General features: G+C 65.4%; 17 protein-coding genes. 11 read left to right on the top strand and 6 right to left on the bottom strand.

Translation table 11 applies throughout. The features are described from left to right. Positions 1-68: 68 nt before the first annotated feature. Genes FYJ74_RS02555 through citC form a run of 3 tightly spaced genes read right to left on the bottom strand, consistent with a single transcriptional unit; the run spans position 69 to position 7,565 of the window. Entirely contained in the window at positions 69-3,704 is a 3,636-nt protein-coding gene (locus FYJ74_RS02555; protein WP_154528043.1) for a UvrD-helicase domain-containing protein, read from the bottom strand. Beyond that, complete coding sequence (locus tag FYJ74_RS02550) at positions 3,694-6,531, bottom strand: PD-(D/E)XK nuclease family protein (protein WP_154528042.1); 2,838 nt, start codon at positions 6,529-6,531, stop codon at positions 3,694-3,696. Before FYJ74_RS02550 ends, FYJ74_RS02555 begins: the two co-directional genes overlap by 11 nt. Positions 6,532-6,572: 41 nt before the next feature. Beyond that, positions 6,573-7,565 (bottom strand): [citrate (pro-3S)-lyase] ligase, encoded by a 993-nt coding sequence (gene citC, locus FYJ74_RS02545; protein WP_154528041.1) that lies wholly within the window; start codon positions 7,563-7,565, stop codon positions 6,573-6,575. A 163-nt stretch (positions 7,566-7,728) separates the two neighbouring features. Between citC and FYJ74_RS02540 the strand changes: the two genes are divergently transcribed. Further along, positions 7,729-9,369 (top strand): ankyrin repeat domain-containing protein, encoded by a 1,641-nt coding sequence (locus FYJ74_RS02540; protein ID WP_154528040.1) that lies wholly within the window; start codon positions 7,729-7,731, stop codon positions 9,367-9,369. 99 nt (positions 9,370-9,468) lie between these two features. Here the strand turns inward: FYJ74_RS02540 and FYJ74_RS02535 are convergent, their stop codons facing one another. Further along, positions 9,469-10,272 (bottom strand): Cof-type HAD-IIB family hydrolase, encoded by an 804-nt coding sequence (locus FYJ74_RS02535; protein ID WP_154528039.1) that lies wholly within the window; start codon positions 10,270-10,272, stop codon positions 9,469-9,471. 219 nt (positions 10,273-10,491) lie between these two features. On the opposite strand from FYJ74_RS02535, the gene FYJ74_RS11910 reads away from it, so the two are divergent. After that, positions 10,492-10,872 carry a DUF1622 domain-containing protein gene (locus tag FYJ74_RS11910; protein WP_154528038.1) on the top strand — a complete coding sequence of 127 codons (381 nt, stop codon included), beginning with the start codon at positions 10,492-10,494 and terminating at the stop codon, positions 10,870-10,872. 245 nt (positions 10,873-11,117) lie between these two features. Here FYJ74_RS11910 and FYJ74_RS02525 read toward each other — a convergent pair whose 3' ends face one another. Further along, a complete protein-coding gene (locus FYJ74_RS02525; protein WP_154528037.1) occupies positions 11,118-12,647 on the bottom strand; it encodes a hypothetical protein in 1,530 nt (509 codons plus the stop codon). A gap of 247 nt (positions 12,648-12,894) precedes the next feature. Here FYJ74_RS02525 and FYJ74_RS02520 point away from each other — a divergent pair, with 247 nt between their 5' ends. The 6 genes from FYJ74_RS02520 to FYJ74_RS02495 all read left to right on the top strand — a co-directional run bounded on the left by FYJ74_RS02520 (position 12,895) and on the right by FYJ74_RS02495 (position 19,020). Then, on the top strand, positions 12,895-13,323 hold the full coding sequence (locus FYJ74_RS02520) for a hypothetical protein (protein WP_154528036.1): 429 nt from the start codon (positions 12,895-12,897) through the stop codon (positions 13,321-13,323). A gap of 152 nt (positions 13,324-13,475) precedes the next feature. Further along, positions 13,476-13,895 (top strand): hypothetical protein, encoded by a 420-nt coding sequence (locus FYJ74_RS02515; RefSeq protein ID WP_120371542.1) that lies wholly within the window; start codon positions 13,476-13,478, stop codon positions 13,893-13,895. Between the two features lie 18 nt (positions 13,896-13,913). Then, a complete protein-coding gene (locus FYJ74_RS02510) occupies positions 13,914-14,348 on the top strand; it encodes a DUF1036 domain-containing protein (RefSeq protein ID WP_120371543.1) in 435 nt (144 codons plus the stop codon). Between the two features lie 9 nt (positions 14,349-14,357). Next, positions 14,358-15,698: a transglutaminase domain-containing protein gene (locus FYJ74_RS02505; protein ID WP_154528035.1), complete on the top strand. Its 1,341-nt coding sequence runs from the start codon at positions 14,358-14,360 to the stop codon at positions 15,696-15,698. A gap of 323 nt (positions 15,699-16,021) precedes the next feature. Next, entirely contained in the window at positions 16,022-17,602 is a 1,581-nt protein-coding gene (locus FYJ74_RS02500; RefSeq protein ID WP_154528034.1) for a hypothetical protein, read from the top strand. Further along, on the top strand, positions 17,599-19,020 hold the full coding sequence (locus tag FYJ74_RS02495) for a sensor histidine kinase (RefSeq protein ID WP_154528033.1): 1,422 nt from the start codon (positions 17,599-17,601) through the stop codon (positions 19,018-19,020). Before FYJ74_RS02500 ends, FYJ74_RS02495 begins: the two co-directional genes overlap by 4 nt. 36 nt (positions 19,021-19,056) lie before the next feature. Here FYJ74_RS02495 and FYJ74_RS02490 read toward each other — a convergent pair whose 3' ends face one another. Further along, complete coding sequence (locus FYJ74_RS02490; RefSeq protein WP_154528032.1) at positions 19,057-19,668, bottom strand: response regulator transcription factor; 612 nt, start codon at positions 19,666-19,668, stop codon at positions 19,057-19,059. 237 nt (positions 19,669-19,905) lie between these two features. On the opposite strand from FYJ74_RS02490, the gene FYJ74_RS02485 reads away from it, so the two are divergent. The 3 genes from FYJ74_RS02485 to FYJ74_RS02475 are packed head-to-tail and all read left to right on the top strand — an operon-like array spanning position 19,906 to position 24,090. Beyond that, entirely contained in the window at positions 19,906-21,240 is a 1,335-nt protein-coding gene (locus tag FYJ74_RS02485; RefSeq protein ID WP_154528031.1) for a hypothetical protein, read from the top strand. Positions 21,241-21,263: 23 nt separating this feature from the next. Next, positions 21,264-22,400: a hypothetical protein gene (locus FYJ74_RS02480; RefSeq protein ID WP_154528030.1), complete on the top strand. Its 1,137-nt coding sequence runs from the start codon at positions 21,264-21,266 to the stop codon at positions 22,398-22,400. 16 nt (positions 22,401-22,416) lie between these two features. Further along, entirely contained in the window at positions 22,417-24,090 is a 1,674-nt protein-coding gene (locus tag FYJ74_RS02475; protein ID WP_154528029.1) for a hypothetical protein, read from the top strand. The last annotated feature ends 55 nt before the right edge of the window (positions 24,091-24,145 follow it).

Below are 24,145 nucleotides of genomic sequence, written 5' to 3'. Positions count from 1 at the left end.
AAATGTTCCACGTGGAACATTTCTGTCCAAAAACAGACAGTCAGTGAATAAAATTATGACCGTTCATTTCACGTTTCCAAAGGATCTCCATGCCCGCGGAACACGCAGGCGCGCGCGTAAGCGCAGCCGGCGCAGCGCGAGCGGTCGGGCGGCCACGGGCCGGAGGCCGCCTGCGACGCCTGCGCCAGGAGCGCGGCTTCCAGCGTTTTTTCGGCCCCCGCGTCCAGCGCTTCGAGCTTCTGCTCCGCGCCGCCGCGCAGGTTCCACAGCGCCAGGTCGAGCGCCAGCGGCGCGAACTCAGGACGCTGGCGGCGCAGGGCCAGCGCGTAAAACTGCAGCTGCCGCGCGTAAAAGTCGTCCATCCAGCGGCGGCGCAGCGGATCCCTGGGCAGGCGCGCGGTCTTGTAGTCGCGCACGCACAGCCGCGCCGGACGGCCGGCGGCGTCGTTTTCGATCCAGAAGGCGTCGACGGCGCCGATCAGATCGACGGAACCGAGACGGACCTTGAACGGATATTCGCGCGCCAGCGTTCCTTCCGCCAGTGCCCGGCGCAGCCGCGCCAGCAGCTTTTCGCCGCCGGGGCTGTGGAAGTTGTGCAAAAAGTTTTCCAGGTCGCGGCGCGAGGCCGGATCGCGCCAGACGCGGCGGAATTCGGGGCGCAGATGGCCGTCGCGGAGTCCGAGGATGCGTCGGTAATCGTCGTCGCTGAAGTCCCATTTGGAAAGGATCCAGTGCGCGACGTCGCCCAGTTCGGCGCCGCCGGAGGCTTCGCGAAGCGATTCGCCTTCGCCGGCGTTCCAGCTCAGGTCGAGGTTCTGACGGAAGGACAGGCGCCACGCCGCCGGGCACAGGCTCCAGAGCGCGTGCGAGGTGGCGCTGACGCGGCGCAGCGCGCGCGGACGGAAGGCGGTCAGCGGCACGTCGACGCCGAGGGCCGCCTTTTCATGCGCGGCAGCCGTGTTGCGGCGCAGCCACGCTTCGGCCTCGCGGGGGGAAACTTCGCCGGACGCGGGGACGAGCTCGCCGCCGACGCGCTCGATCGACAGCAGCGAACGGTCTTTTTCCGCGCTTTTTTCCCTGCCGGGCATAAGGCCGCACAGGATCAGGCCGTCGCGCGCGCGGGTCAGCGCCACGTAATAAAGGCGCTGCCGTTCCTCGTACTCGGCGCGCTCGTCGAGACGGGCGTGGACCTTGCCGAGCAGGCAGTCGCCCTCGGGCCAGCCATCGGGGAAACGCGGCGCGGCCGCCAGCAGATGGCGCGAAGGGACGACGCCCTTTTCCCGCGCGCCGGCGCGCCCGCCGTGTTCCAGACCGAAAACGGCCACGAGCGGGAACTCCAGCCCCTTGGAAGCGTGGATCGTCATCACGTTGACCGTGTCGCCGCCGGCTTCGGCGCCGGCTTCGGGATCGGCCGCGCCGCGGCGCAGAGCGCTGCGAAGATAGGCGGCGACGCCCGCCGGCGACGGGGCAACGCCCGCTTCGTACTCTTCCAGCAGAGTCACGGCGCGGCGCAGATTGGCCAGAGCTGAAGCGCGCCTTTTCGGATGAACGTTTTTCAGGCAGTCGCCGCGGGCCAGCAGCGAAGCCAGAGCCGCCGACGGGCCTTCGAGCATGGCCTGCCGGGCCAGAGCCGCCAATTTTGCCGCCGGGGCGGGCCAATGTTCCGCCAAAGTTTCCAGCGGCTCGCCGCGGCCGAGGAGCGGCAGCAGCGCCTGAGCTTCCGCAAGCGGCAGGCCGGAAAAAGGCGAACACAGGAATCCCGCCAGCGCCGTGCGGTCGCGAGGATCGGCGAGAAACGCGCAGAGCGCGCAGGCATCGCGGATCTCCGGCCGCGCGTAGAAGCTGCGCCCCCCGGTAAAGGCGGCGGGAACGCCGCAGAGCGAGAAGGCCCTCTGCAGGTTCTCGTAGGAACTGCGAGTCGGCGTCAGCACGGCCATATCGCCCCAGCGAACGGGGCGCAGGCGGTCGCGGTCCCAGACTTTCGCCTCCCCCCCGCGCAGCTCGCAGAGCCGCAGCGCCAGACGCAGCGCCAGACGGTCGCGCACGGCGGCCGCGCTTTCGAGCGTCTCTCCTTCTTCGTCGCGTTGGAATTCTTCCAGCAGCCGTTCGCAGACGGGCAGTTCCGTGCGTTGACGCTCGCCGATCCACGCGGCGGCTCGCGCCAGACCGCGCGGCGAGCGAAGCGCCTCGTAAGGCTGGTTCAGCTCCGCGCCGAGGCGGTCTTTCCAGATTTTTTCGAAGCGGCCGTTGACAGCGTCCAGAACTTTCTCGCCGCTGCGAAACGACACCGACAGGCTCACGTAGCGGCCGCCGCCGTTCTTCGCTGCGCTGATGTAGCGCTCGAAGATGGCCGGCTCGGCGTGGCGGAAGCGATAAATGGACTGTTTCAGGTCGCCGACTGCGAACAGCCGCGCGCCCCCCGCGCGCCGAACGGCGCGCAGCAGGGCGTCCTGCTGGTCGTTGGTGTCCTGGAACTCGTCCACAAGCACTTCGGAAAAACGCGCGGCGTAAGATTCGTCGCGCTCCAGCGCCTGCCCGGCCAAAGCGATCAGGTCGGAAAAAGTGACGCCGCCGCGCGAGGCCTTGTACGCCTGCCACTTGCGCCAGCACAGCCAGCCGAAACGGATCAGCAGCGCGCGCAGTTTCAGCTCGTCCGCGCTCCACCCGTCGGCGAGCAGGCGCTCGAAGACCCGCAGCGCTTCGGCGTCCCTGCGCCAGTCGGCCAGCTTCACGCCCATCGCTTCCGCCAGCGCGTCGGCCAGCTTGCCGCGCGCGTTTTTGACGGTGTCGGCGGCGTCGAAGACGAACTCGCGGCAGTCGGCTTCGTCCACGAAGCCGCGCGCGTTCCAGCGGTTGCGGAAGGCGGCAAAGCGCGCGACGAAATCGCCCGTGCCGCCGCACCGGGCGGGATCGACGTCGAAGCCTTCGGTCCAGCAGTCGGCCAGCCGCGCGAACTCGGCGCCGAGATTTTGCCGCAGCAGTTCCAGCGCCCGCTCGTCGGGAGAATCCAGTTTGGCGAGGATACTTTCGGCCGTCTCGCCGAAGTCGGACATCATGCTCTCGAAACTGCGGGCGAAATCGGCGACGCCCTCGGGGCGCCAGCAGTTCACCACGTCGGCGGCTCCGGGGTCGTTCAGCAGCCCGCGCGCGGCGGCCCCGTACCCGCGGTCCATGCCCCAGCAGAACCATTCGGCGTCGAGCCGGTCCAGCGCGCCGGTCAGTTCGCGCCAGAACTCGTTGGCTTCGGGATCACCGACGAGGCGCAGCGACGGCTCGACGGGCAGCGGCAACCCGGCTTCGCCGATGACGCGCGCGCCGAAGCCGTGGATCGTGGAGATATAGGCCTGATCGAGCGAGGCCAGCGCCGCGGCGCGGCGGCGCGAAAGCTCGGTTGACGGGGCGAGCGCCGGTTCGAGGTCCGACAGCAGCGCGGCGATGCGGCGGCGCATCTCCGACGCCGCCTTTTCGGTAAACGTCAGCGTCAGCGTATGGCGCACGTCTTCGCGCGTCAGCACGGTCCAGACGAAGCGCCAGGCCAGCGTCCAGGTCTTGCCCGTGCCGGCCCCGGCGCCGACCACCGTCAGCGGCGCGTCGGACGTGATCGCCTCGACCTGCTCGGGCAGGCCCTGCGAGGCGACGTAATTTTTCAGCAGCGCCAGGTCTTCTTCCGGCAGAGGTGGCAGTCCGCGTTCTTTATTCGTCATCGGCGCCCTCCTCTTCCGATTCTTCGAGTTCGCCGCTCATCTCGCCGCGGCGGCAGATCGCCGCGAAGGCGCAGGCGCGGCAGCGTTTGCTCTCGTAGCGCGGCGGGAACTGCCCGGCGTCCATGGCCAGGGCGATATCCGACAGCAGCTGGCCGGCCCCGTCTTTCCGCTCGCGCAGCGTTTTCGATCCGCTCCGTTTGTTCAGCAGCGAGGCGACGTCGTCGTCCCAACAGCCGGAAACGGCGGCGTCTTTCTGGCCGACGTAGCCCCAGCCGGCGCATCCGCCTCCGCCCAGGCCGCCGCCTTCGAGGGCCAGCGCGTAGCAGCCCAGCTGGAACGCCTTGCCGTAAGCGGAGGCTTTTCCCGCTTTGTAGTCCCAGAGCAGGAAACGGCCGTCTTTGAGGCGGTCGAGGCGGTCGCAGCGGCCGCTGAACGTGACCGCGCCGCGCCGCAGCGGCGGCAGGTCGAACTCGCAGAGGATCTCTTCGCGCAACGGGCGCAGCGCCGTTTCCCACTCGTCCTGTTTCGCCGCGCAGCGTACCGCTGAGCCGCGCACCTCCAGCAGCGCACGGCTCAACGACGGAGATTGCAGCAGCGCCGGATAGTTTTCGCCGACGACTTCGTCGAACAGGCGGCGCGTCCTCTCTTCGACCGAGCCGCGGCAGCCCGACGCGGCGTACTCGCGCCAGACGCGCTCCCAGAGGGCGTGCATGGCCGTGCCGCCGCGGAGCGGGTCGTACTCGCCCTCGCGCGGCGGCTCCTCGTAACCGAGGACGGCACGCAGCGCGAAAAGATACGGGCACTCGGCGAAGTCGTCCACGGAACTCAGGCGCACTTCGGCGGCCGCGGCTTCGAGCCGCCCCGGCGGCACGCGGCTGGCCGGCAGCGCGTTCTCGACGCGGAAATCCGGCCGCCGCGCTTCGACGGGCGTCAGCGCCGCTTCCTGCGGCGCGACGAGGATCCCGTCAAGACCGCGCGCGACCGAACCATCGACCGCGATCCAACGGTCGGCTGCGGCGGCGGCGATCAACGCCGATTCTTCCTGCGGCCGTTCCTGCGCGTCAGTGGCGCTGCGGCAGAGGAACGTACAGAGGTCGCCGCAGGCGATCAAACGGCGGAAAAGGAACTCGCGCTGCCGCCACTGCTCCGACAGCAGGGGCAGATGGCTGCGGTCCAGCCCCAAAGAACTCAAGCCGTGGAGGCGCTCCTTGCGCGCCTCGTCGAGCAGCGGCGACTCACGAAGGCCGCCCGGCCACTGCGACGCTTCCGTGCCGATCATGAACCAGTACGGCACGTGGAACAGCGGCGACGGCGCGCCGGCGAAGACCGTCAGGCAGCCGGCCTCGCGCTGCCCCGGCGACACGGTCGTGCCGTCGGCCCACGCCGACAGGTAGGCGCGCGCGTCGGCGCCGGAAAGTTTCTGCGCCCCGAACTCGCCGAGGTCGCGCACGACTTCTTTGATGAAAAGGATTTTGCGGTCCAGCTCGCGCAGCGCTTCCGAGAACAGGGCGATGCGGCCGTCCAGCTCCGGCGCATCGACCGTCAGCCGCGCCACGGCCAGCGCCCGCCCCGAGGCAAATGCGCGCAGCGCCGTCAGCAGTTCCAGCACCGTCCCGCCGCGCCGCACTTTCGCGGCGTAACGGCGGCAGTCGACGAACGCGGCGCGGGCCGAAGCGCCGGCGCCGTCGAGCGCTTTTTCCCAGCCTTTGGCGCCGCGGGGATGGAACGCTCTCAACCGCTCTATGTCGAGCTCGGCTCCGCACAGCCACGGCAGCGACAGCAGCCGCAGCGTCGGCTCCGTCTGCCAGCCGCTCTCGGCCGCTTCGAGACAAGCCGACGAGAGCTGCCAGAGCGGCGTCTCGCTGATCGCGCGGCGGAAATCCCAGAAAACAGGCAGGCCGTAGCGTGCAAAGACCTCACGCGCTTCGGCGAGGCGGGCGCGCGGCACCGAAAAGGCCACGGCTTCCAGCCCCGGCCACGGCCCCAGATCCGCCAGCGACCCTTCGCCCCGCTCCCAGAGCGCCAGCGAGCGCGCCGCCGTTTCCAGCTCCTGGCGCGGATCGCCGCCCTGGATCTTCACCGCGCGCAGCGGCCGACGTTCCGACAGCGTTTCGCCGTCGACGCCGAACTGCTGCGCCGCGCCGTAAGCCCCGGGCAGATCGGCGACGGGCGCGCACAGGCGCACGGCCGCGCCGTGCCCGACGAGGGCGCGCACGAGCGCCAGCTGCGAATGGGTCAGGCTGGAAAATCCGACGAGCACGAGATCGAGAGAACGGCACACGTCCGCCGCGCCGGGCAGGTCGAGGAGTTTGCGCGTTTCCGTGGTGACGCCGGCGCTGTCGGAAAGCCCCTGGCGGTCAAGCGCTCCGAGATACGCGCGGTACAGGCCGACGAAGGCCCGGCCGAGCTGGTCGCCTTCTTCGCAGACGGCGGCGAGGCTTTCCGGCGGCACCTCTTCGCTGATCAGCTCGCGGATCTGCGAGCCCAGCAGCGTCAGAAAGCCGCGGCGCTGCGCGCCCGCCGGCAGGACGCCTCCGGATTCGCGGTAACGCCTGACGATGTTCCAGAGCAGCAGCCAGTGGTCGGGCGGGTCGATCTGCACGCGCGGCTTTTCGACGCTCAGTTCTTCCGCAAAGAAACGGTAGATCTCGTCCCAGCGGCGGATCCGATACTCCGGCGACGTCTCCGCTCCCGACAGTGTTTCGGCCAGCAGTTCGCGGTCGCCCGAGCCGGCCACGAGGAACGTGCGGCCCCGCGCCGGCGGCAGGGCGCGCAGCAGCCGTTCCAGATCGCCGATGCGCCGGTAAGCGTACAGTTCAAAGGGCATGGCGCTTCTCCTTTCGTTCGCCGTCCATGCGGCCGTTTCCGTTATTTGCGGTACTCCCGCAGCAGCGCCAGCGTCGTTTCCGGCAGCAGTTCCGCCAGCTCCGGCTCGTCAAGGCCGCCGCGTTCCAGCAGCGCACGCGCGCGCGTGGCGCTGATCGGAACGCCGCCGGCCTCGCAGCGGGGGATCTCCGTCACTTCGACGCCCAGCGGCGGCAGAAACGCCTTCATGGCTTCGTTGTAACGTTCCGTCACGGGACTGAGCGGCTCGGTGCCGACAAAGCGCCGCGTGATGTTCATCGGTTCGGCGAAACAGCGCGCGAAGATGGTCAGGTCGAGTTCGCACTTGACGTCGCCGACGCGCGCCTTGTCCTTGAGAAAATAATCGGGGAACGTCGCCGCCGAGATCAGATAATCGCCGGTCGGATGCACGGTGACGTTTCTCAGGTGCGCAGTGCCGCGGCGCACCATCTCCAGCCGCAGCGCCGCGGGGAAAAGGCTCTTTTCCGCCGAAAGCACGAAGACGTGCAGAAAATCACACTGCGACGCCGCCGTCTCCATCAGGCAGCGATGCCCTTTCGTGAACGGATTGCAGTTCGCCACCACGGCGCCGATCACGCCGTCCCGGACGGGGCGTTCCAGCGAAGCGACGAAGCGCTTCACGCCGTCGCGGCGGTTTTCCATCAGCAGCACGTCGGCGGTCTCCGCCATCGGGAAAAACCCCAGATCGTCGAAGATCTGTCGGTTCGACGGCTTCGTGAACACGAACAGATGGGTCAGCCCGGCCTGGATCGCGTCGGTCACGACCTCGCTCACGACCGACGCCGCCAGCCCCTCGCCCTGACACGCCGCGCTGACGCCGACGCACTTGATCACCGCGCCCTGACGCGACGCCGTGGCGACCACCTCGCCGTCCTCGTCGCAGGCGCAGGCCGTCATCTCCACGCCGTCGTCGTAGTCCAGCCCCAGCGACCTCAGAAATTTTTCGATCCGCTCCAGCGTTCTGCCCTTGAACGGACGCCCCTGCATCATATCCATCGGCTCAGTCCTCCCTTCGCAAGTTCGAATCGTTTCATTGATTCTACACTACCCCGCGGCGAAACAAAAGATTGCCGCTCTCATTCGCGCTTCGGTTGTGATATGATGAACTGCGAAAATTCGCTCTTTTTCCCCAACAAAGAATTTCACCGGAGGTTCTGCCATGAATCTGAAAAAACTGCTGATCGTGATCTGGCTGGCGGCCTGCGGCGCCGCCGAGGCTGCCGCGCCGACGACGGATGCGCTGGACGCCGCAGAGTCGTCGTCCGTCGGCGGCGTCGGAGAAGAGCCGCTGAGGCGGCTTGAGGGACGCCCCGGGCACGGCAAAGGGCTTCCTCCGCTCATGCTGGCGGCGCAAAGCGGCGATGCCGAACAGATCGCCCGCCTCCGTGCCGGCGGCGCCGACGTCAATATCGCCGATACGGAGGGCTGGACGCCGTTGATGTTCGCGCTCTGCGCCGGCGGGGACACGGCCGCCGCCGAAGCGCTCCTGGCCGCCGGGGCCGACGTCAACGTCCGCAGCAAAGAGCGCTGGACGCCGCTGATGCTCGCGCTGCGCTCCGACAGACCCGCCGCGTTCGTCGCCAGGCTGCTCACGCAATACCATGCGCTGGCGTCGGCCGAAAGCGAAGACGGCACGACGGCGATGATGATCGCCTGTCAGTACGCAAGCGATCCCGCCGTCGTCGAAGCGCTTTACGCCGCCGACGCCGACGCCGTGCAGCCGCGCCGCGGCGGAGACTGCCCGATCCATTTCGCCGCCCGCAACGCCACGGACGGCGCGCCCGGCATCGTCACGTTCCTGCTCGGCAACCGCGCGGATGTGGACCAGGCGAACGACGCCGGCTGGACGCCGCTGATGATGGCCGCCCGCTTCAGCACGAGGACCGACGTCATCGACGCGCTGGTGTCCGCGGGAGCCGACGTCAACGCCCGCAATCGCGACGGCCTGACCGCGCTGATGCTCGCCGCCGCCAACGAAGCGCCCGCGGCCGTGGCGATCGCAAAAAAACTCCTGGACGCCGGCGCCGATCCGGAAGCGGCCGACCGTTCCGGCCGCACCGCCGCGCTGGTGGCCGTGCGCAGCGGCCATTCCGCGGCGATGGTCCGCTTTCTCGACCGGGAACTGACGCCCCGCAGCGTCGCCCGGCAGACGGCGCTCCTTACGGTCCTGCCCGTCTGCCGGGCGGTGAAAGAATGCGCCCGGCTCGTGAGCGTCCGCGGCGAACGCGCGCCGCTTTCCGCCTCCCAACCGACGCGACGCGCCGCTTCCCCCGCTCTCGTCAGCAAGGCGTCCGGCCGTTCGCCGCAGCCGTCTGGAGGGCAGAGATCGCACTTCATAGAAGCTCCGGCGCTGGCCTCCGTGTCGCGGAGCACGCGCCTGCTTTCGCGCCCGGCGCTGCGCGCCGCTCGGATCCGCGCTTCGGCGGCGCTGTCCGCGTCCGCCAAACGCCGCCGTCTCAAAAAGCTGAATACCGCGCTGAAGCGCGACCCGGCCCGCATCACGCCGCTGATGCTCGCCGCCGCCAATCCCAACGCCGCCGCGCCGGAGATCATCGCCTATCTGCTCGAAAAAGGCGAAGCGCTCGAAGCCAGGGACGGCGAAGGGCGCACGCCGCTGATCTGCGCCGTGCGCTACAATCCCAGCCCGCTGGCGGCGGAAGCCCTGCTGAACGCCGGCGCCGACCCGCGCGCCACGATCAACGGCAACGGCCTGCGCCGCCTGCTCCGCTTCAACGAGCGCATGAGCCCCCAAGACAAAAAGCGTCTGCTGCGCCTGCTCCGCGAAAAGCTGGCCCGCTGACGCCGCGCCCTAAACAAAAAAAGCTCGAAGCGGCAGGACCGCTTCGAGCTTTTTTTGTTTACGCGCCTCTTTTCCTGTTTCCGCCTTCCTGTCTCCGCCTCACCGCCGCTGCGCCAGCAGGCGCTCGATGATCTGCCCGACGCCGCCCTCGCCGTTCGGCGGGGCGATAATATCGGCCTGTTCTTTCAGCGCTCTTGCGCCGCTTTCCATCGCCACGCGGATGCCCGCGGCCCGGAACAGCTCGAGGTCGTTGTAGCTGTCGCCGAACGCGGCGATCTCCTCGCGGGCGACGCCGAAACGGCGCGCCACCATCGCCAGCGCCAGTCCCTTGTTCGCCTGCGGCGCCAGCGCTTCGATCTGGCGTTCGCTGGAGCGCGTCACGTAGAGTCGGGGACCGAAGCGTGCCGTCAGATCGCCGTCCAGCGCCTCGACCTGCTGCGGCGTCAGGAGCGCGAGAAGTTTTTCCGGCCGTTCGCCGCATTTCGCCGCCAGGTCGGGGACGAGCTCCACCCGCGCACCCGTGCGCCGTTTCAGGGCGTCGAGCGCGTCGGAGCTTTCTTCGGCGAAGCAGACGTCGCCGACGTAAAACCACGGCTTCGCCCCCGCCGCGCGAAAACGATCCAGCGCCTCGCGCGCCAGTTCCGGTTCGAGACCGACGCGGCGCAGGTACGTCTCCGACCGGCTCATGCGCACGACCGCGCCGTTGACGCAGATCACCGGCTGGTCGCCCGGCGCCGTCAAAGCGTACCTGCGCCCGCCGGCGAACAGCCGTCCCGTGCAGATCACCACGCGCACGCCCAGCGACGCCGCTTTTTCCAGCGCCAAGCGGTTGCGCTCCGGCATGGACAGGCCGCCGGGGGCCAGCAGCGTGCCGTCGAGATCGGTCGCGATCATCTTGATCATCGTTTTTCCTCCGCTCCGTTTTTTTCGCTAAAAAGGCGCCGTTTCTCCTGCGCATTATAGATGAAAGGAGCGCCGCCGCCCAGACTTCAGATTTTTCCGGACGGGAAATTGCTTCTTTTCAACAGCGCTCAAATCGGTTATTATACCAACGCATTGTTAAATATAGTTTTACTGTTTTCGGTTCGCCATTCGTTATCCATTCATTAAGGAGGAAACACCGTGAGCATCGTGGAAATTGCCCGCTGGGTCGCGACCGTGATCGAATTCATCAGCATCTTCATCATCGCCTGGGGCGTGCTGCTGGCCCTGTACCGCATCGTGGCGCTGGCGCTGGAAAACTACCGCGTCGACGTCGACATGCGCGGCGGCTGGCTGCGCCTGCGCCGCACCTTCGGCGAGATCATGCTGCTCGGGCTGCAGTTCCTCGTCGCCGCCGACATCATCCTGACGATCTGCAACCCCGATCTGCAGACGGTCAGCGTCCTCGCCGCCATCGTCATCATCCGCGTCGTGCTCAGCGTCTCGCTGGGCAAGGAGATCCACGGCCTGGAAGAGCGCGACGCCGACGCCAAGCGTCACGCGCCGCCGCGCTACGAATAAGTCCGTCCCCGCGTAAAAAAATTCCGCCGCGCTTCCAGCAGCCTCGAAGCGCGGCGGAAATTTTATCGTCCGACACGTCTTATACTATTTTTTAATTAAAAGGCCGAACGCAAGGGGGCTGCGGGGGGATTCACAAAGCGAGCTGGGCAGACCGCGCAGCGATCGAGAGAGTTCTGAGCGACTGAACTCCCCCGCAGCTTCCACGAAAAGAAAACTATGCTGATACTTTCTATCAAGAATTAGCATTAGCCGGCGGCGGGCATCCGCCCCTTCAGACGCGTGCGCCGTTCCCTGCCCGGGTCTTTCCAGTCCGCCAGATCGGGAACGGAGATCTGTTCCATCTCGATGTCCCCGTCTTCGCTCAGCCCCACGGCCCGATAGCTGTCGAGCGTCGAACTCTCCGTGATCCGATAATCCTCGCCCACGGCGCTGTCGTACACGCGCACGTCCAGCGCGTAGCCCGGCTCGCGCCCGCTCTGCAGGTCGGCCTCGAGGTTCAGCGCCGAATAGACCACGCGCCAGGGATCGAACCAGTAAAACGCCCCGTAGGCCGGGCGCAGCGTCGCCAGGTGGCAAAACGCCTCGTGCTCGTAATAGCTCAGCCGGTACAGTTCGAGGTCGTGGACCTGCGACCCTTCTTCGCCGACGGCCACGATCAGGCGCTCGCCCTTGGGCGAAATGCCGACATCGCGGATCCTCTCCGGCTCGCCCACGAAAAAAGCCGCCGTCAGCGCCGGATCGTCGGCCTCGGCGCTGTCCTGCGAGAGCGTGAAGACGTAGAGCACGGGGATCTCGCCGGCCGGATCCCCTTCGCCGCCGGCCACGAACCAGTAATAGTCCACCCTCACCGCTTCGTCGTCGAACGGCGAGAAAGCGTCCTGGAACTGTCCCTGGCGAAGCTCGACGGCGTATTCCCTGCGCTCGCGCCCCTCGCCGGCAAACACGCGGCCGTTTTTCACGTCGACGCTGAAAACGTTTTTCGGTGTCCGCCACCACTCGCCCGGCTTCCAGCCCGGCAGCCAGCAATAGGTGCGCTCCGAGCGCAGCGCCTCGTTCTCCTCGGGGCCGCCGGCCGCCCACTGCGACGCGTCGTCCACGTAATAATGCGCCATGGTGACGAAGCCGTCGCAATAACCCATCATCGCGTACTCGTCCGTCGGCGTAGCCGCTTTGAGCGCCTGCGTCTCCCCGCTGTCCGCGTCGAAAAGGAGCACGGAGAGATAACCGGCTTCCGCGCCTTCAAGGCCGGGCTTTTTCATCTTCGCGTCGTCAAACGACGTGTAAACGAAGCGGCGTTCGTCCACCCAGACGGGGCCGCCCCAGTCGACGATGGAACCGCGCACCGAGGTCAGCGGCTTCATCTGCGCAAAATCGTAGACGCGGTTGACGCGCCCGGCCTCGCCGTCGGGCACCGAAAGCACGAATCTGGCCGCGTCGGGCGAAGCGGCCACGCAGGCGCCGTCGAACCCGCCCTGCAGAGGAAGCAGCGCGCTCTGGCGCCCGTCCGGCGCAAAAAACGCCACGCCGGACTCGGGAAGCGCCTCGTCCGTCGCGTTCGGATCGAGCGCCGCCCAGTAATACCGCGTTTCGCCGCCCGATTTGACCTCGTGAAGTTCGAAGCCGAGTTCGGTCTTCCGCCCCGGTTCCAGCCTGTACACCCTGCCTTCGCCGGGATCCGCCGCGTAGAGTTCCCGCGTTTTCGCCGGCGCGGCGAAAGCCGGCGAAACGGATACCAGCGCCGCAAGCGCTCCCACGATCAGTTTCCTTGCCTTCATCGATCTCACGCCTTTCCCGATTGCGCCCGGCGTTTTCCGACGGCCGGACGCTGACGAAAAGATTGTTTTCCGTCCCCTTATCTTACCAGAAAAACGGCGCTCGGCCTCACCTGAAAAGGTGATTTTTTCGCCTCCTGCGTCTTTTCGCGAAGCGCGCCGGCGTGATATGATTACAGCCGTAGATCGGGAATCCGAAAACTCCGGCCGCGCGGCCGGAGTGTCGTGACCTTTTGAGGAGGGACCTTCCATGAAAAAAATTCTCGCGCTCGCGGCGACGCTGGCGATGGCCGCGATGGCGTCCGCCGCCGCAGTCGACGCCGGATTTTTCACCGTCGAGACGCCGTCCGCAGGCTGGACGCTCCAGGCGGACGGCGAAAACTCCGCCGCGCTTGCGTCTCCCGACAAAGCGATCGTCTTCACGGTGACGAAAATGCCCGCGGCGGGCACGCCCTTGCATGACGCCGCATCCCGCATGGCTGAAGCGCACGGCTCTCAGGACCTCGTCAGGATGGAGGGCGAGGGCGAAGCCTGGGAATACACCGGCGCGGCCAACGGGCAGCCCCTGTACGCCCAAGTTTTCGACCTCGGCGGCGGCGTGTACGGCTGCATCACCATCATCGGCGATCACGGGAGCGACACAGCCACCGACGTGTTCAATTCCATTGCGTTCAAATAGAGAAACAGTCAGGACCTCCCGGCGGGGAGGCCCTTTTTAAATGAGCGATTTTTGGCGACCGCGCGCAAAGGTGCTAAGATATTCACGGTTTTCATTTGGGAAAAACCTTTTTCCGCCATCGCTGCATATACTTCTTTAAGGAGGCTCTTTTTATGAAAAAATTATTCATCGTCATTCTTTTTTTTACGCTTCTAGCTCCGGCCGTCTACGCCAAGGAAGTTGACGGAGGCTTTTTCGTCGCCGACATCCCTTCGGGCTGGACCATGAAAAAGCAGGCCCCTGCGGTCATTCTCGCCTCGCCCAAGCGCGATACGATCGTCACCGTCGCGAAAGCCCCGACCGAAGGGCACAGCGTCAGGGAAATAGCCGAAGCCGCCTGTAAGGAAATGGAAGGCGAGGATTTTGAAGAGCTTGGCGACGAAAGTTACGACTACGCCGCCGAAGTCGACGGCACTCCGCTGTACGTCCAGATTTACGGCTCCGGTGAAGAAGGAGAGTGCGCCGTGATCACTATCTGGGGGGAACAGAGCGATTCCGCGGCGGCGGTTTTTGATTCGATTCAGATGAAATAGCCGTGCGGGATCCGCGCCATGAAAAAAAATCTTCGTTTTTTCCTCGCCCTGACGCTTCTCTGCCCGCTCGTCCTGCCGCGGCAGGCTGCGGCGCTGGAAAAGTTTATCGTCGTCAATAAAAATCCGGCCCCGATTTTTGTCGCCATCTCATGGTACGACGATCCGAGCGCCCGCTGGAAAACCATGGGCTGGGCAGCCATCGAACCGGACAAAAGCGCCGTTTACAACCTGAAAAGCAGCATCGACGTGATTTTCTATTATGCCGAAGAAGTCGGCATGAAGCACACCTGGGACGGAGACGATATGGCAGGCGCCCAGGTGCGCTTCGTCCGCGCCGAGGGCTTCGCCTACAGCGAAGACCAGGCCTGCCCGGGCAACAACCGACGCGTCGTCGTCTTCCGCCCGCTCGATGTCGGCGATGGCGAAGAGTACACGCTGACGCTGAGACGATAGGCGAACGCCATGAAAAAATCTCTCTGCCTTTCGACTCTTTTTTTCAGTCTGGTCACTTCTTCGCCGGCGCTGGAAATCAGGCCCGTACTGCCGGCGTGGTTCGTCCAGAAGCATAGTGACCTTGAAACCATCGCCATCGCGCCGCGCTGGTTTCTAGAGGAGCACACGGCTTCCCTGATGCGCGACTATTTTGGCGAAGAAACGGCGGCGCTGCCCCTCAAGGCAGTGCTGCCCCCATGGTTTGCCAAACAGCGTGCCAAGCCGCCGGAACTTGACATTGCCGAATTTGCGAGATCCATCGGCAATATCTGGCAGCAGGACAAAAAACTTGTCATCCCTGCGCCGCCGCCCGAAAAACGCGCCAAACTGAGCGGTGGGCTGCCGGACTGGTACACATCGGCCCAACCGCGGCACGACACGGAAAGCCTGCTGCTGCCTTCATGGTTCCGCGCCCGAGGGACAACGAAAACGACCAATCGGGAAACGCCGCCAGCGCCCCATATTTCCTGGCTGACCCAGTTGCTCGATAATCCCCTCACCCCCACCACCGAAGACCTGTCACAAAAACAGGATCGTCGCGTCAAAAACGCGCCCCCAGGCAACTACGTTCAGCTGAAAACCGCGCTGGAACCGCACGTTCGCATGCTGGAGAGGGAAATCACCATTCCCATCAGCGCCAATCTTCACGAAAGCGCCATCGAGAAATATCTCGGAGAGCTCATGTTCGACTGGATCATCAAAAGTTATCATTTTGATTACGATGACGAAAAGCTCCACCTGCGGCTTGTCTATTATGACTGGTATCGTTGCTGGCGCGGCGCGCAAAATCCGGAGGTGTGGTCCGAGCTGAGCGAGCGCGACCGGGAAACCGTCATGGCCGCCTGGGCTCTGATCGATACGCTCGCAAGCTCCGGCGGCGACCGTGACCGGCTTACGCTGATCAAAGGCTTTCATGATTTTCTCGTCGCCTCGGCACGCTACAGCGATCGTCCACGCTACCGCACTAAAGGCGCAAACCTCGACGATTATCATCAAACGCCCGACCGCGAAGCCCATTCCGTTCTGGTCGACAAAGAAGGTATCTGTGAAAGCTACGCCTCCGCTTTTCAGCTGATGTGCCGGCTGTCAGGCGTAGAATGCATTCTTGTGCACGGAAAGGGCGGCAAGCCTGCCGAACCGCACGCATGGAACATGGTCCGCCTCGGCGGACGCTGGCGTCACATTGACGTGACATTCGACGACCCGCTGCCCGACTCGCCGGAGGAAATCATCCGCGACTACTTCATGCTTACCGACTCGCAGATCAGGAACGATCACGAATGGGACTCGAGTTATCCGCGCACGAATTGACGCAGTTTCGATAATTCAAAGACTACAAATAGGAAAATACCGCCTCTTCGGGCTCAACCTTTTTTCGTCGAAAATCGGTATCGGGCAGCTGTCGATCGGTCGTTCGCCTTTGCGCATTGAGCGCCGTACGGGGAAGAAACCGCAAGGTCGAGACCGCGAATGTTCCACGTAAAGCATTTTATCGTTTATGATAAGCCGATGTATTGATTTAAGGGAGCTTCAGCCCGATGCCGAAATCACCTCTTCGGGTGATGCTTTTCCGCCGCGCCGTGATAGGATAAGCTCCAGAAAAAGAAATTTCGCCGCACGGAGGTGAGACGACCATGACGGCACTGGAAGGCGGCGTCGGGCAGGGGCTGGGGCATCTGCTTTTTCTCGCGGTCCTGTGCGGATGGAGCTGGTCGCTGCAGCGCCGCGTCGTTCATCCGGCGCTGCGCCGCGGCATGCAGGGAACGGCGCTGCTGCTGTTTTTCTGGATCGCGCTGCGGGCGACGCAGTTTTTGGCGGCGTTCAATCTGCCCATGGCCCGCGACCGGTGGCAGGCATACCGCCTCATGCAGACGGCGGCGCTGCGCGGCATGGACGTTGTCAGTTGGCTGATCTTCGCGCTGCTGCCGTGGCTCGATCTGATGATCCTGCGCGTTTCCTCGCAGCCGCTCGACGCGCCGCCGCTGGACCGGGCGCTGACGCTCCACCTGACGGTTTCGCTGGCGCTGTGGCTGGCGGCGGTCCTGCCGCTGGCCGCGGGGGCGAAAAAAATCCTCGTCGGCTGGATCGCGCTCTCGACGCTGTGCTTCGCCGCCGGATTGATCAAAAACGCCGCCTCGCCGGCCCGCGCCCGCCGCGCCGCCGCGCCGATCGCGATCCTCGTCGCTTTCGCGCTCTACGTCTGGCTGTATTTCGTCAAACGGCCGGCGTGGCTGCCGGGCGGCGGCTTTATTTTCGCCGCGGCCGTCGCGGTCTTTATCTTCTGGGAAAGCTGTCTGCGCAGCGGCGTGCTTCCCTGCAACAGCCGCTACGAGGAACTGTTCGCGCTCGCCCCGGCGCGGATGTGGATTGAGGACGAACGGGGAACGACCGTCTACCGAACCCGCCTCGCTCCGCCCCGTCCGGGCGCGGACGCGCCGCCGGGGACGCAGCGCCGCTCGTGGCCGCTGCGCGGCGGCTCGGTGCTGTGGGAGGAGGACGTAAGCGCGCTGCTGGCGCTGCAGGATGAGCTGCGCGAACTGACGCGCGAGCGCGAGCGCGGCAACCGCCTGCTGGCGCAGCGCAACCGCATCCGCGGCCGCCTGCTGGAACTGCGCTGGCAGAACCGCCTCTGCGCCGAAGTCGAACGCCGCATGCAGGACAAGATCGAAGCGGCACGCCGGCTTCTCGCGGCCGTTCCCGAGCGCCCCGCCGAAGCCGAGCGCGAAACGGTCCGCCGCGCTCTCGCCCGTCTGGGCGTGCTGATCTGCGCCGTGAAGCGCAAGAGCCATCTGTTCCTGAAAAGCAAACAGTCGAACCGGCTGCCGCTGGCCGAGATCATGCAGGCCGCCATGGAATCGGCCCGCTGCGCCGCCCAGACCGGCGTGGAATGCGCCCCGTTCTGCGCCGAAAGCGGCAGCGTGCCGGCGCGGACGGGAATGCTCGTCTACGATCTGTTCGAAGAGGCGCTGGAAAGCTGCCTGACGGCCGCACCCGCGTCGCTGCTGATGCGCCTGCGGCGCGCCGGCGGCGAGCTGGAACTGCGCCTCGTGATCGAAAGCTCACAGCCGCCCGACGAAGCGGCGCTTTTGCCGCCGCCGCTGCGGGACACGCTGCGCCGCCTGGGCGGCACGTACCGTCTCGAACGCGACGAGGAGAGCCTGTACGCAACCTGCCGCCTGCCGCTGGCTCCTCCCGGGAAGGAGGCGCGCCCATGAGCGAACTGCTGGCGTCCGGCGCTTTTTTCCGCATCGCCCTGATGGGGCTGGCCGCTCTGGCGCTGCTGTTCGAAGTTTTTCTGTCGCTGGAGCTGGGCTTGCAGCGCGAACGTCCCGGCCTGCGCGCCGCCCGCTTCGCAGAGTTCTTTATCGGTTTCTATCTGCTGGGCGCGTTCGCGCTGCTGCTGACCGTCCACTGCCGCGGCTACGCGGGGACGGAGGCCGTCGCTCCGCTGGCGCCGTGGCGGTGGCTGGCCGCAGTCCCGCTCATCTTCCTCGGCGCCGTTTCGCGGCGGCCGGCCGATCTGTCCGGAGCGTTTTTCGCGGCGGCTTCGCTGCCCTGCTTCGACCGCGCGCGCTTTTTCGCGCCGCTGTTCGTCCTCGGGCTGCTGTTCTTCGCGCTGCGAGCCGCATGGCGCGACGCGCGCGAGCGGCGCGAACGCCGCCGTTCCGTCACGCGCGCGTCGATCAAGGAAGCCCTCGACCGGCTGCCGGACGGGATTTTGTTCAGCGATCCCGCCGGACGCCCCGTGCTCGCCAATCGGCAGATGCTGCTTCTGGCCGAAACGCTCACGGCCCGGCCGCTGCGCGACGGCGAGGCGTTCTGGCAGGCGCTGAACGGCGGCGCTCTTCGCGAGGGCGTCGAGCGGATCGCGCTCGCGGACGCACTGCTGTTCCGCGCCGGCGGCCAGTCGTGGGAATTTTCGCGCCGCCTGCTCGACGTGAAAGGGCGCGCGTTCAGCGCGATTTTCGCCGCCTGCGTGACCGAGACCGACCGGCTCACGCGCGAGCTGCAAAAGCTTCACGAAGAACTGGCCGCGCGCGCCGAAGCGCTGCGCGAAGCCGGAGCGGCGCTCGCCGCCGTCAAGAGGGAGCAGGAGCTGGCGCGCCTGCAGGGCCGCATCCACGACATGGCGGGACACCGCATCTATCTGATGCAGCAGTACCTGCAGCGCGGCGGCGAGAATCTCCGCGATCTCGGACGTTTTCTGCCGCTCATATCCGGCCTGATCGACGACCTGCGCGCCGACGTCACGGCGCCCGCCGCGCGGCTGCTGGCCGACCTGCAGCGGTCGTTCGGCTTCGTCGGCGTCGAGCTGACCGTGGAAGGCCGGCTTCCCCGCGACGAACGGCAGGCTGCGGCGCTGATCAAGATCCTGCGCGAAGCGTCGACCAACGCCGTCAAGCACGCGGGGGCCGCGCGCGTCGCCGCGCGCCTCGAACGGAACGCGCGGGGGCTGGTCATGCGCGTCGTCAACGACGGAACGGCCTACGACGCCGCCGCTCCGTTGCGGGAAAACCAGGGGCTCGCCGGCATGCGCCGCCTCGCCGCCGAAGCGGGCGGCACGCTGGAGATCGCGACTTCCCCGCGCTTCACCGTGACCGTGAAGCTGCCGCCGGAAGAGAACGAAGCGTAAAAAAACGGGATCTCCGATTCGCTCGAAGCTCCCGTTTCATATTTTCGTGTTGATGAAGCCGTTGGAAACGGCGAAGATCGCCAGCTTGGCGACGCTCTCGTAGCCCGTTTTCGAAAGGATGTTCGAGAAATGCGTCTTCACCGAGTTGATCGTGATGTTCAGCCGCTCGGCGATCTCCCGCCGCGACAGCCCGTCGCAGATCAGCACCAGCACCTCGCGCTCGCGCCGCGTCAGCTCGCCGAAGTTGAGCGCTTCCTCGCGCCGTCCCGGATACACGCTTTTGCCCGCGCAGGTGTCGCGGATCACTCTGGCCAGGCCGTCCACGCCCAGATCCTTGTAAACGAAGCTGTCGGCTCCCGCCTCGCGAGCCCGTTCGACGAACGTCACCTCCGGTAGCCCCGTCATCATCACTACGCGCACCCGCGGGAAACGCTTCTTGATCGCCGCCGCCGCGTCCAGACCGCTGGAATCGTTCTCGGTGCACACGTCCATCAGCACAAGATCGGGAGACGTCCTCTCGCAGTACAGTTCCGCCAGCGCCGCGTCGGCGATGGCGGCGATGACGCGGAAATCCCCGACGCCGTCCAGACTGTTTTTCAGCGCGTCGCGCACCATCGTCTGATCCTCGACGATCATGATTCGAACCATATCCTTCGCCTCCGCCCGGCGTTCGAGTTTTTTCGCCGCGTCGCGCGCTCCTCGTCTTCGGAACACATCGCGGATGAAGAAAGCAAATTTCTTCCATACGCATTATTCTATCAGAGTTCAAATATTTATGCACCGTGATTTTTTAACTCGTTCATGATAACATATTTCTCACTAAAATTTGTTAAGGCTATAAATTTTGACGCCCATCCAATTCATCACGAGGAGGTCTCACAGCGAATGAACGTGAAAAGGAAATCGCTGCTGCTCTTCACCGCCGCGGCCGTCTGCGCCGGAGCGCTGAACGCCGCGCCCGCGGGGGCGGTCAGCAAGGAGCATCTGATCGGACACGCCGAATACTACGTGCGCGAGTTCGAGAAAGAGGTGGAACGCCAGCGCGGCGGCGAAAAGATGGTCTGGCGCGGCAAGCAGGACGCGCTCAGCCGCGTGCAGGCGCTCAAGCTCCAGTACCCCGACGATCCCCAGGTCGAAGAGCTGTTCCAGCGCGTCAAAAGCGCGCTGATGAAAAGCAAGGGGGACTACATCCAAATCACGCCGGAGATGACAGCCTACCTGCAGACGGAAGAAAAACTGCGCCGCGAGATCGCCGCGCTGGGCAAAAAAGCGTGGGACGAGAAACTCGCCGAGCATCGGGACACGCTGATCGACACGCCCTTCCCCGCGCCCGACGCCAAACAGACCGCCGTCAGCGACCTGGAAGGCAAATACGTCCTTCTCGACGACGTCCAGTACCCTCAGCATCAGTTCTACGGCGCGACCGGCGAGTACGTTTTCGCCGGCAAGCCGTCCGCCGGCTATTACTTCGTCGACATCGGCAGCCGCGCCTGGCTTGGCCCTTACGAGGCCGCCAAGCGCTTCCGCCGCCAGGTGGACACCGAACTCGAAGAGGTGAAGAGCTGGACCGTGCTCGGCAAAATCACCGACATCACCGCCGAGATCCCCGAAGCCGGCGAGAAAAAAGTCGGCGGCTTCCAGTACGGCTGGGTGGTCACGCCCGTGGCGCTGTACGTCCCCGGCCACGTCATGGCCTATCATACGCCGGACGGCGAGGCAGGCGGCGCGTTCGCCGGCGAAGACATCGTCGCGGAGAGGAAAAAAAGCTGGTACAGCGTCACGTCCGTTCCAGCGGACGTCTCGCCCGAACGGCTGATGGAGATCTACGTTGCCGCCATCAAGGAAAAGAACTACGACCTGTACCGCGAGTGCATCTACCCTGACACCTACAAGGAAGACACCGGCAAGGAACTGCTTTCCTACCACTGGGACCTGCATCAGGGGCGCTTCCACGGCGAGTACGTGCACGTCACCTTCGGCCAGGCGAAGATCAGCGTGCTGAAAGGCTTCGACGACAAAAACGACCTGGAGAACTTCTTCCTCGACGCCGCTCAGAAAGAAACCCTGAACAAAGTCGGCGGCACGAAGATCGAAGAAGCCGTCGTCGAGACCCGCGCCTGGGACGCAAACGGCAAAGTCGTCGGTTCGCCGCATCCGCACCGCCTGCGCCGCGAAGGCGGCGGGCGCTGGTACGTCTACGATTACCAGCCGCGCTTTTAACCTCCGAGAGGAGCTGAAGAAAAATGTTTCCTCCCGTAAAAAGAAAAAGTCTGACCGCCGTCCTGATCTTCTGCCTGAGCGCCGCGCTGCCCGCTGCCGCGCAGGAACCGGCGGCGGGAACGCCCGAAGAAAAACCGGCCGTATACGACCTCGCGTTCTGCAAAGGCTACATCGTGCAGGAACTCAATATCCGCTCCCCTCTCGCCGCCGGCAAAGTTTTCCATGATCCCGACCGCGTCGCCAATCTAAGACAGTACGTGAGCTACATGTATTCTCCGTCGATGTTCTCGCCCTCGTTGAATTTCACCGGCACGCCGGCGGAGATCCAGCGCTGCCGGGAGATCGCCGAAGCTTTTCAGCGCTACAACGACACCTTCCTCCGCCGGACCACGTTCCGCGACATGATCGTCATCCTCCTCGCCAATTCGGCCGTCATCCGCGCCAAGAAACTGAACGACTCCTTCCAATGGTTCGAAGAGATGGGGCCGGCCTACAAAGAGCACATGAACGGCTACGACGCCGCCTACCGCAAGTTCGCCGACGCCGCCCAAAAGCTGAAGAACAACGTCGATCTGAAGGGCGTGAAAGCGAGCGGCCCCTATCCCTGGAACGTCGGTTTCGCCGACGTCGTCGTCTACGCCGGCCTGAACGAATACGTGCAGAAAGAGCTGCGCGCCAAACCCTACTTCGAGAACGAGATGCGCGTCCTCGACTCGCAGATCGTCGCCTGCAGCGACTCGAAACTGAACGAGCAGAAAAGCATGTTCGAAGCGCTCATGAAGGAATGGAGGATAACCCACAACGCGTTCAACCAGGCGAAAGAAGCCGTGCTGAAACTGCCCGGCTACGACAATATCCAGCGCCTCGTCGACGCCGACGAAAAGATCCTGCTCAATTCCTTCAGTTTGCTCGACACGGCGCTGACGACCATCGAATACCTGAACAACGGCGACACCATCGGCGGCAGCCTGCGCACCTGGAAGAACGTTGCCGCCACCGCCTTCAACACCGGCGATTCCATTTCCAGCGGCGGCGGTCCCGCCTACATGCGCCGCCTGCGCAAAAGCCTGGCCGAGCTGCGCCGCGTCTGGAACGACTCCGTCGCGCATCTCGATGTCGCCTACGGCGGCTCGCCGGGCTGGCACACGATGAAATATTAAAGGGGAGGCACAAAAAATGAAAATCTCGCGCGCCCTCGTTCTGGCGCTGTTTCTCGCCGCAATTTCGGCCATGGCCGCCGGCGCCGTCACCGTGGCCGAAGTGATCCAGTCGGGCGGCGAATATCGGGGCAAGATCGCCACGCTCCTGCTGCCGCATGGCTGGAAGAAAGGCACGTTCGACACCGACCGCTGGCTCGACTTCAAGGCCCCGACCGGCAAGATCACCACCAAGACGCTGCGCTTCTCGCAGGAGATCCTCTACTCCCACTCGCCCGAAGAGTTTCAGCAGAAGATCGCCGCCGCCGCGGAAAAAGCGGGCGCGCCGCTGCAGTCCGCGCTGATCGACGACATTCCCTTCACGTTCTACGTGACGCCGTCGAAATATCAGGACAAGCGTGTCCCCGGCACGCAGTACGACATGATCCTGTGGGCCGACTGGCCCCGCAAGGAAGAACCGGCCCACAACGAGTTCCGCGACGCCATGAACATCTCCATCCTGGAGCGCCCGCTGCTCGGCCCCGACGCGCAGACGGCGCTGAAGCCCGAACAGATCGGCGAACTGCTGCGCAAGGGCATCCTCCCCGACGTGGAGACCATGGCCATCCTGCAAAGCATTGCCTTTGCCGACGGCCCCGCCAAACGTTACCACGCGCGCTTCGCCGCTATCCGCCGCCAGGCGCAGGAGCAGAAAGACGCCGCCGCCGCGGTGACGCGCCTGATCGCCGTCGGCAGACTGGCCGGCACGTGGGTCCCCGCCGAGCTGCGCGTGAACGGCCGCACGCTGACCGGAGCCGAAATGGAAGAAGCCGCCGCCGGCCGCCTGCGCACCGTCACCTTCAGCACCGACGGCACCTACCGCTTCGAGCCGCGCGACGAGACGTGGAAACCCGACGGCAAAGGCGGTTACACCCTCGGCGACATGAGCGGCCGCCTCTGGGTCGAGAACAACGGCCTCGTCAACTTTCGCGACGCCGACGGCTATCATTTCGTCTTCCGCAAACTGCCCAACGAGTTCCCCAGCGATCCCGAGCTGCTGGCCGCCGCCGTCGGCGAATGGACGCCGGTGGAACTGATCGCCGGCGGTAAAGACGCCATGGGCGACGAGTTGGAACGCGCCGCCCGGCTGGCCCGCGCGCCGCTGACGCCGCTTTCCGTGCGCGCCGACGGCACGCTGTTCGACGGCAAAAAGTTCGGCTCCTGGAAGCTCGAAAACAACAGCTTCGTCATGACGTTCGAAAACTATCAGTTCGTCCTGCGCGGCGCGCACATCGAAAACCTCGTTGCCGACGGCGCGCGCGTGATCTACGCGCGCCAGGGCGAAGAGCGCCGCTTCAAGTCCGTCTTCATGAGCGAGCTGCTGGCGGCCGAAGCGGCGGCGGCCGAGAGCGAACCGCTCGTCGGCCGCTGGGAGCCCGCAAGCGTGACGAAAAACGGCGAAGAAATGCCGAAAGGCATCACCAGCGACAACTACCGCGCCAACGCGCGCCCCATCTGGATCCGTTCCGACGGCACGGTCTCCGCGGACAACCGCGACTGCGGCATGTGGCGGAACGAGGGCGGCGTTTACGCGTTCGACCTCAAAAACCTGCTCGGCAAAGCGGAGATCAAGTTCGAAAACGGGAAGCTGACGCGCGGCTTCTCCGGCGGCGTCGTCGTGATCTACAAAAAACTGCCGTTCGCGCTCGAGTGAGGGATGTTCTTTCCGCCCCGCGAAACGTTTGGGTTTCGCGGGGCGTTTTTTTTCG

This window comes from Pyramidobacter porci, assembly GCF_009695745.1.
Lineage (GTDB): Bacteria > Synergistota > Synergistia > Synergistales > Dethiosulfovibrionaceae > Pyramidobacter > Pyramidobacter porci.
Note: the sequence above shows the minus strand (reverse complement) of the source record. Positions and strands in the feature narration are given on the sequence as shown.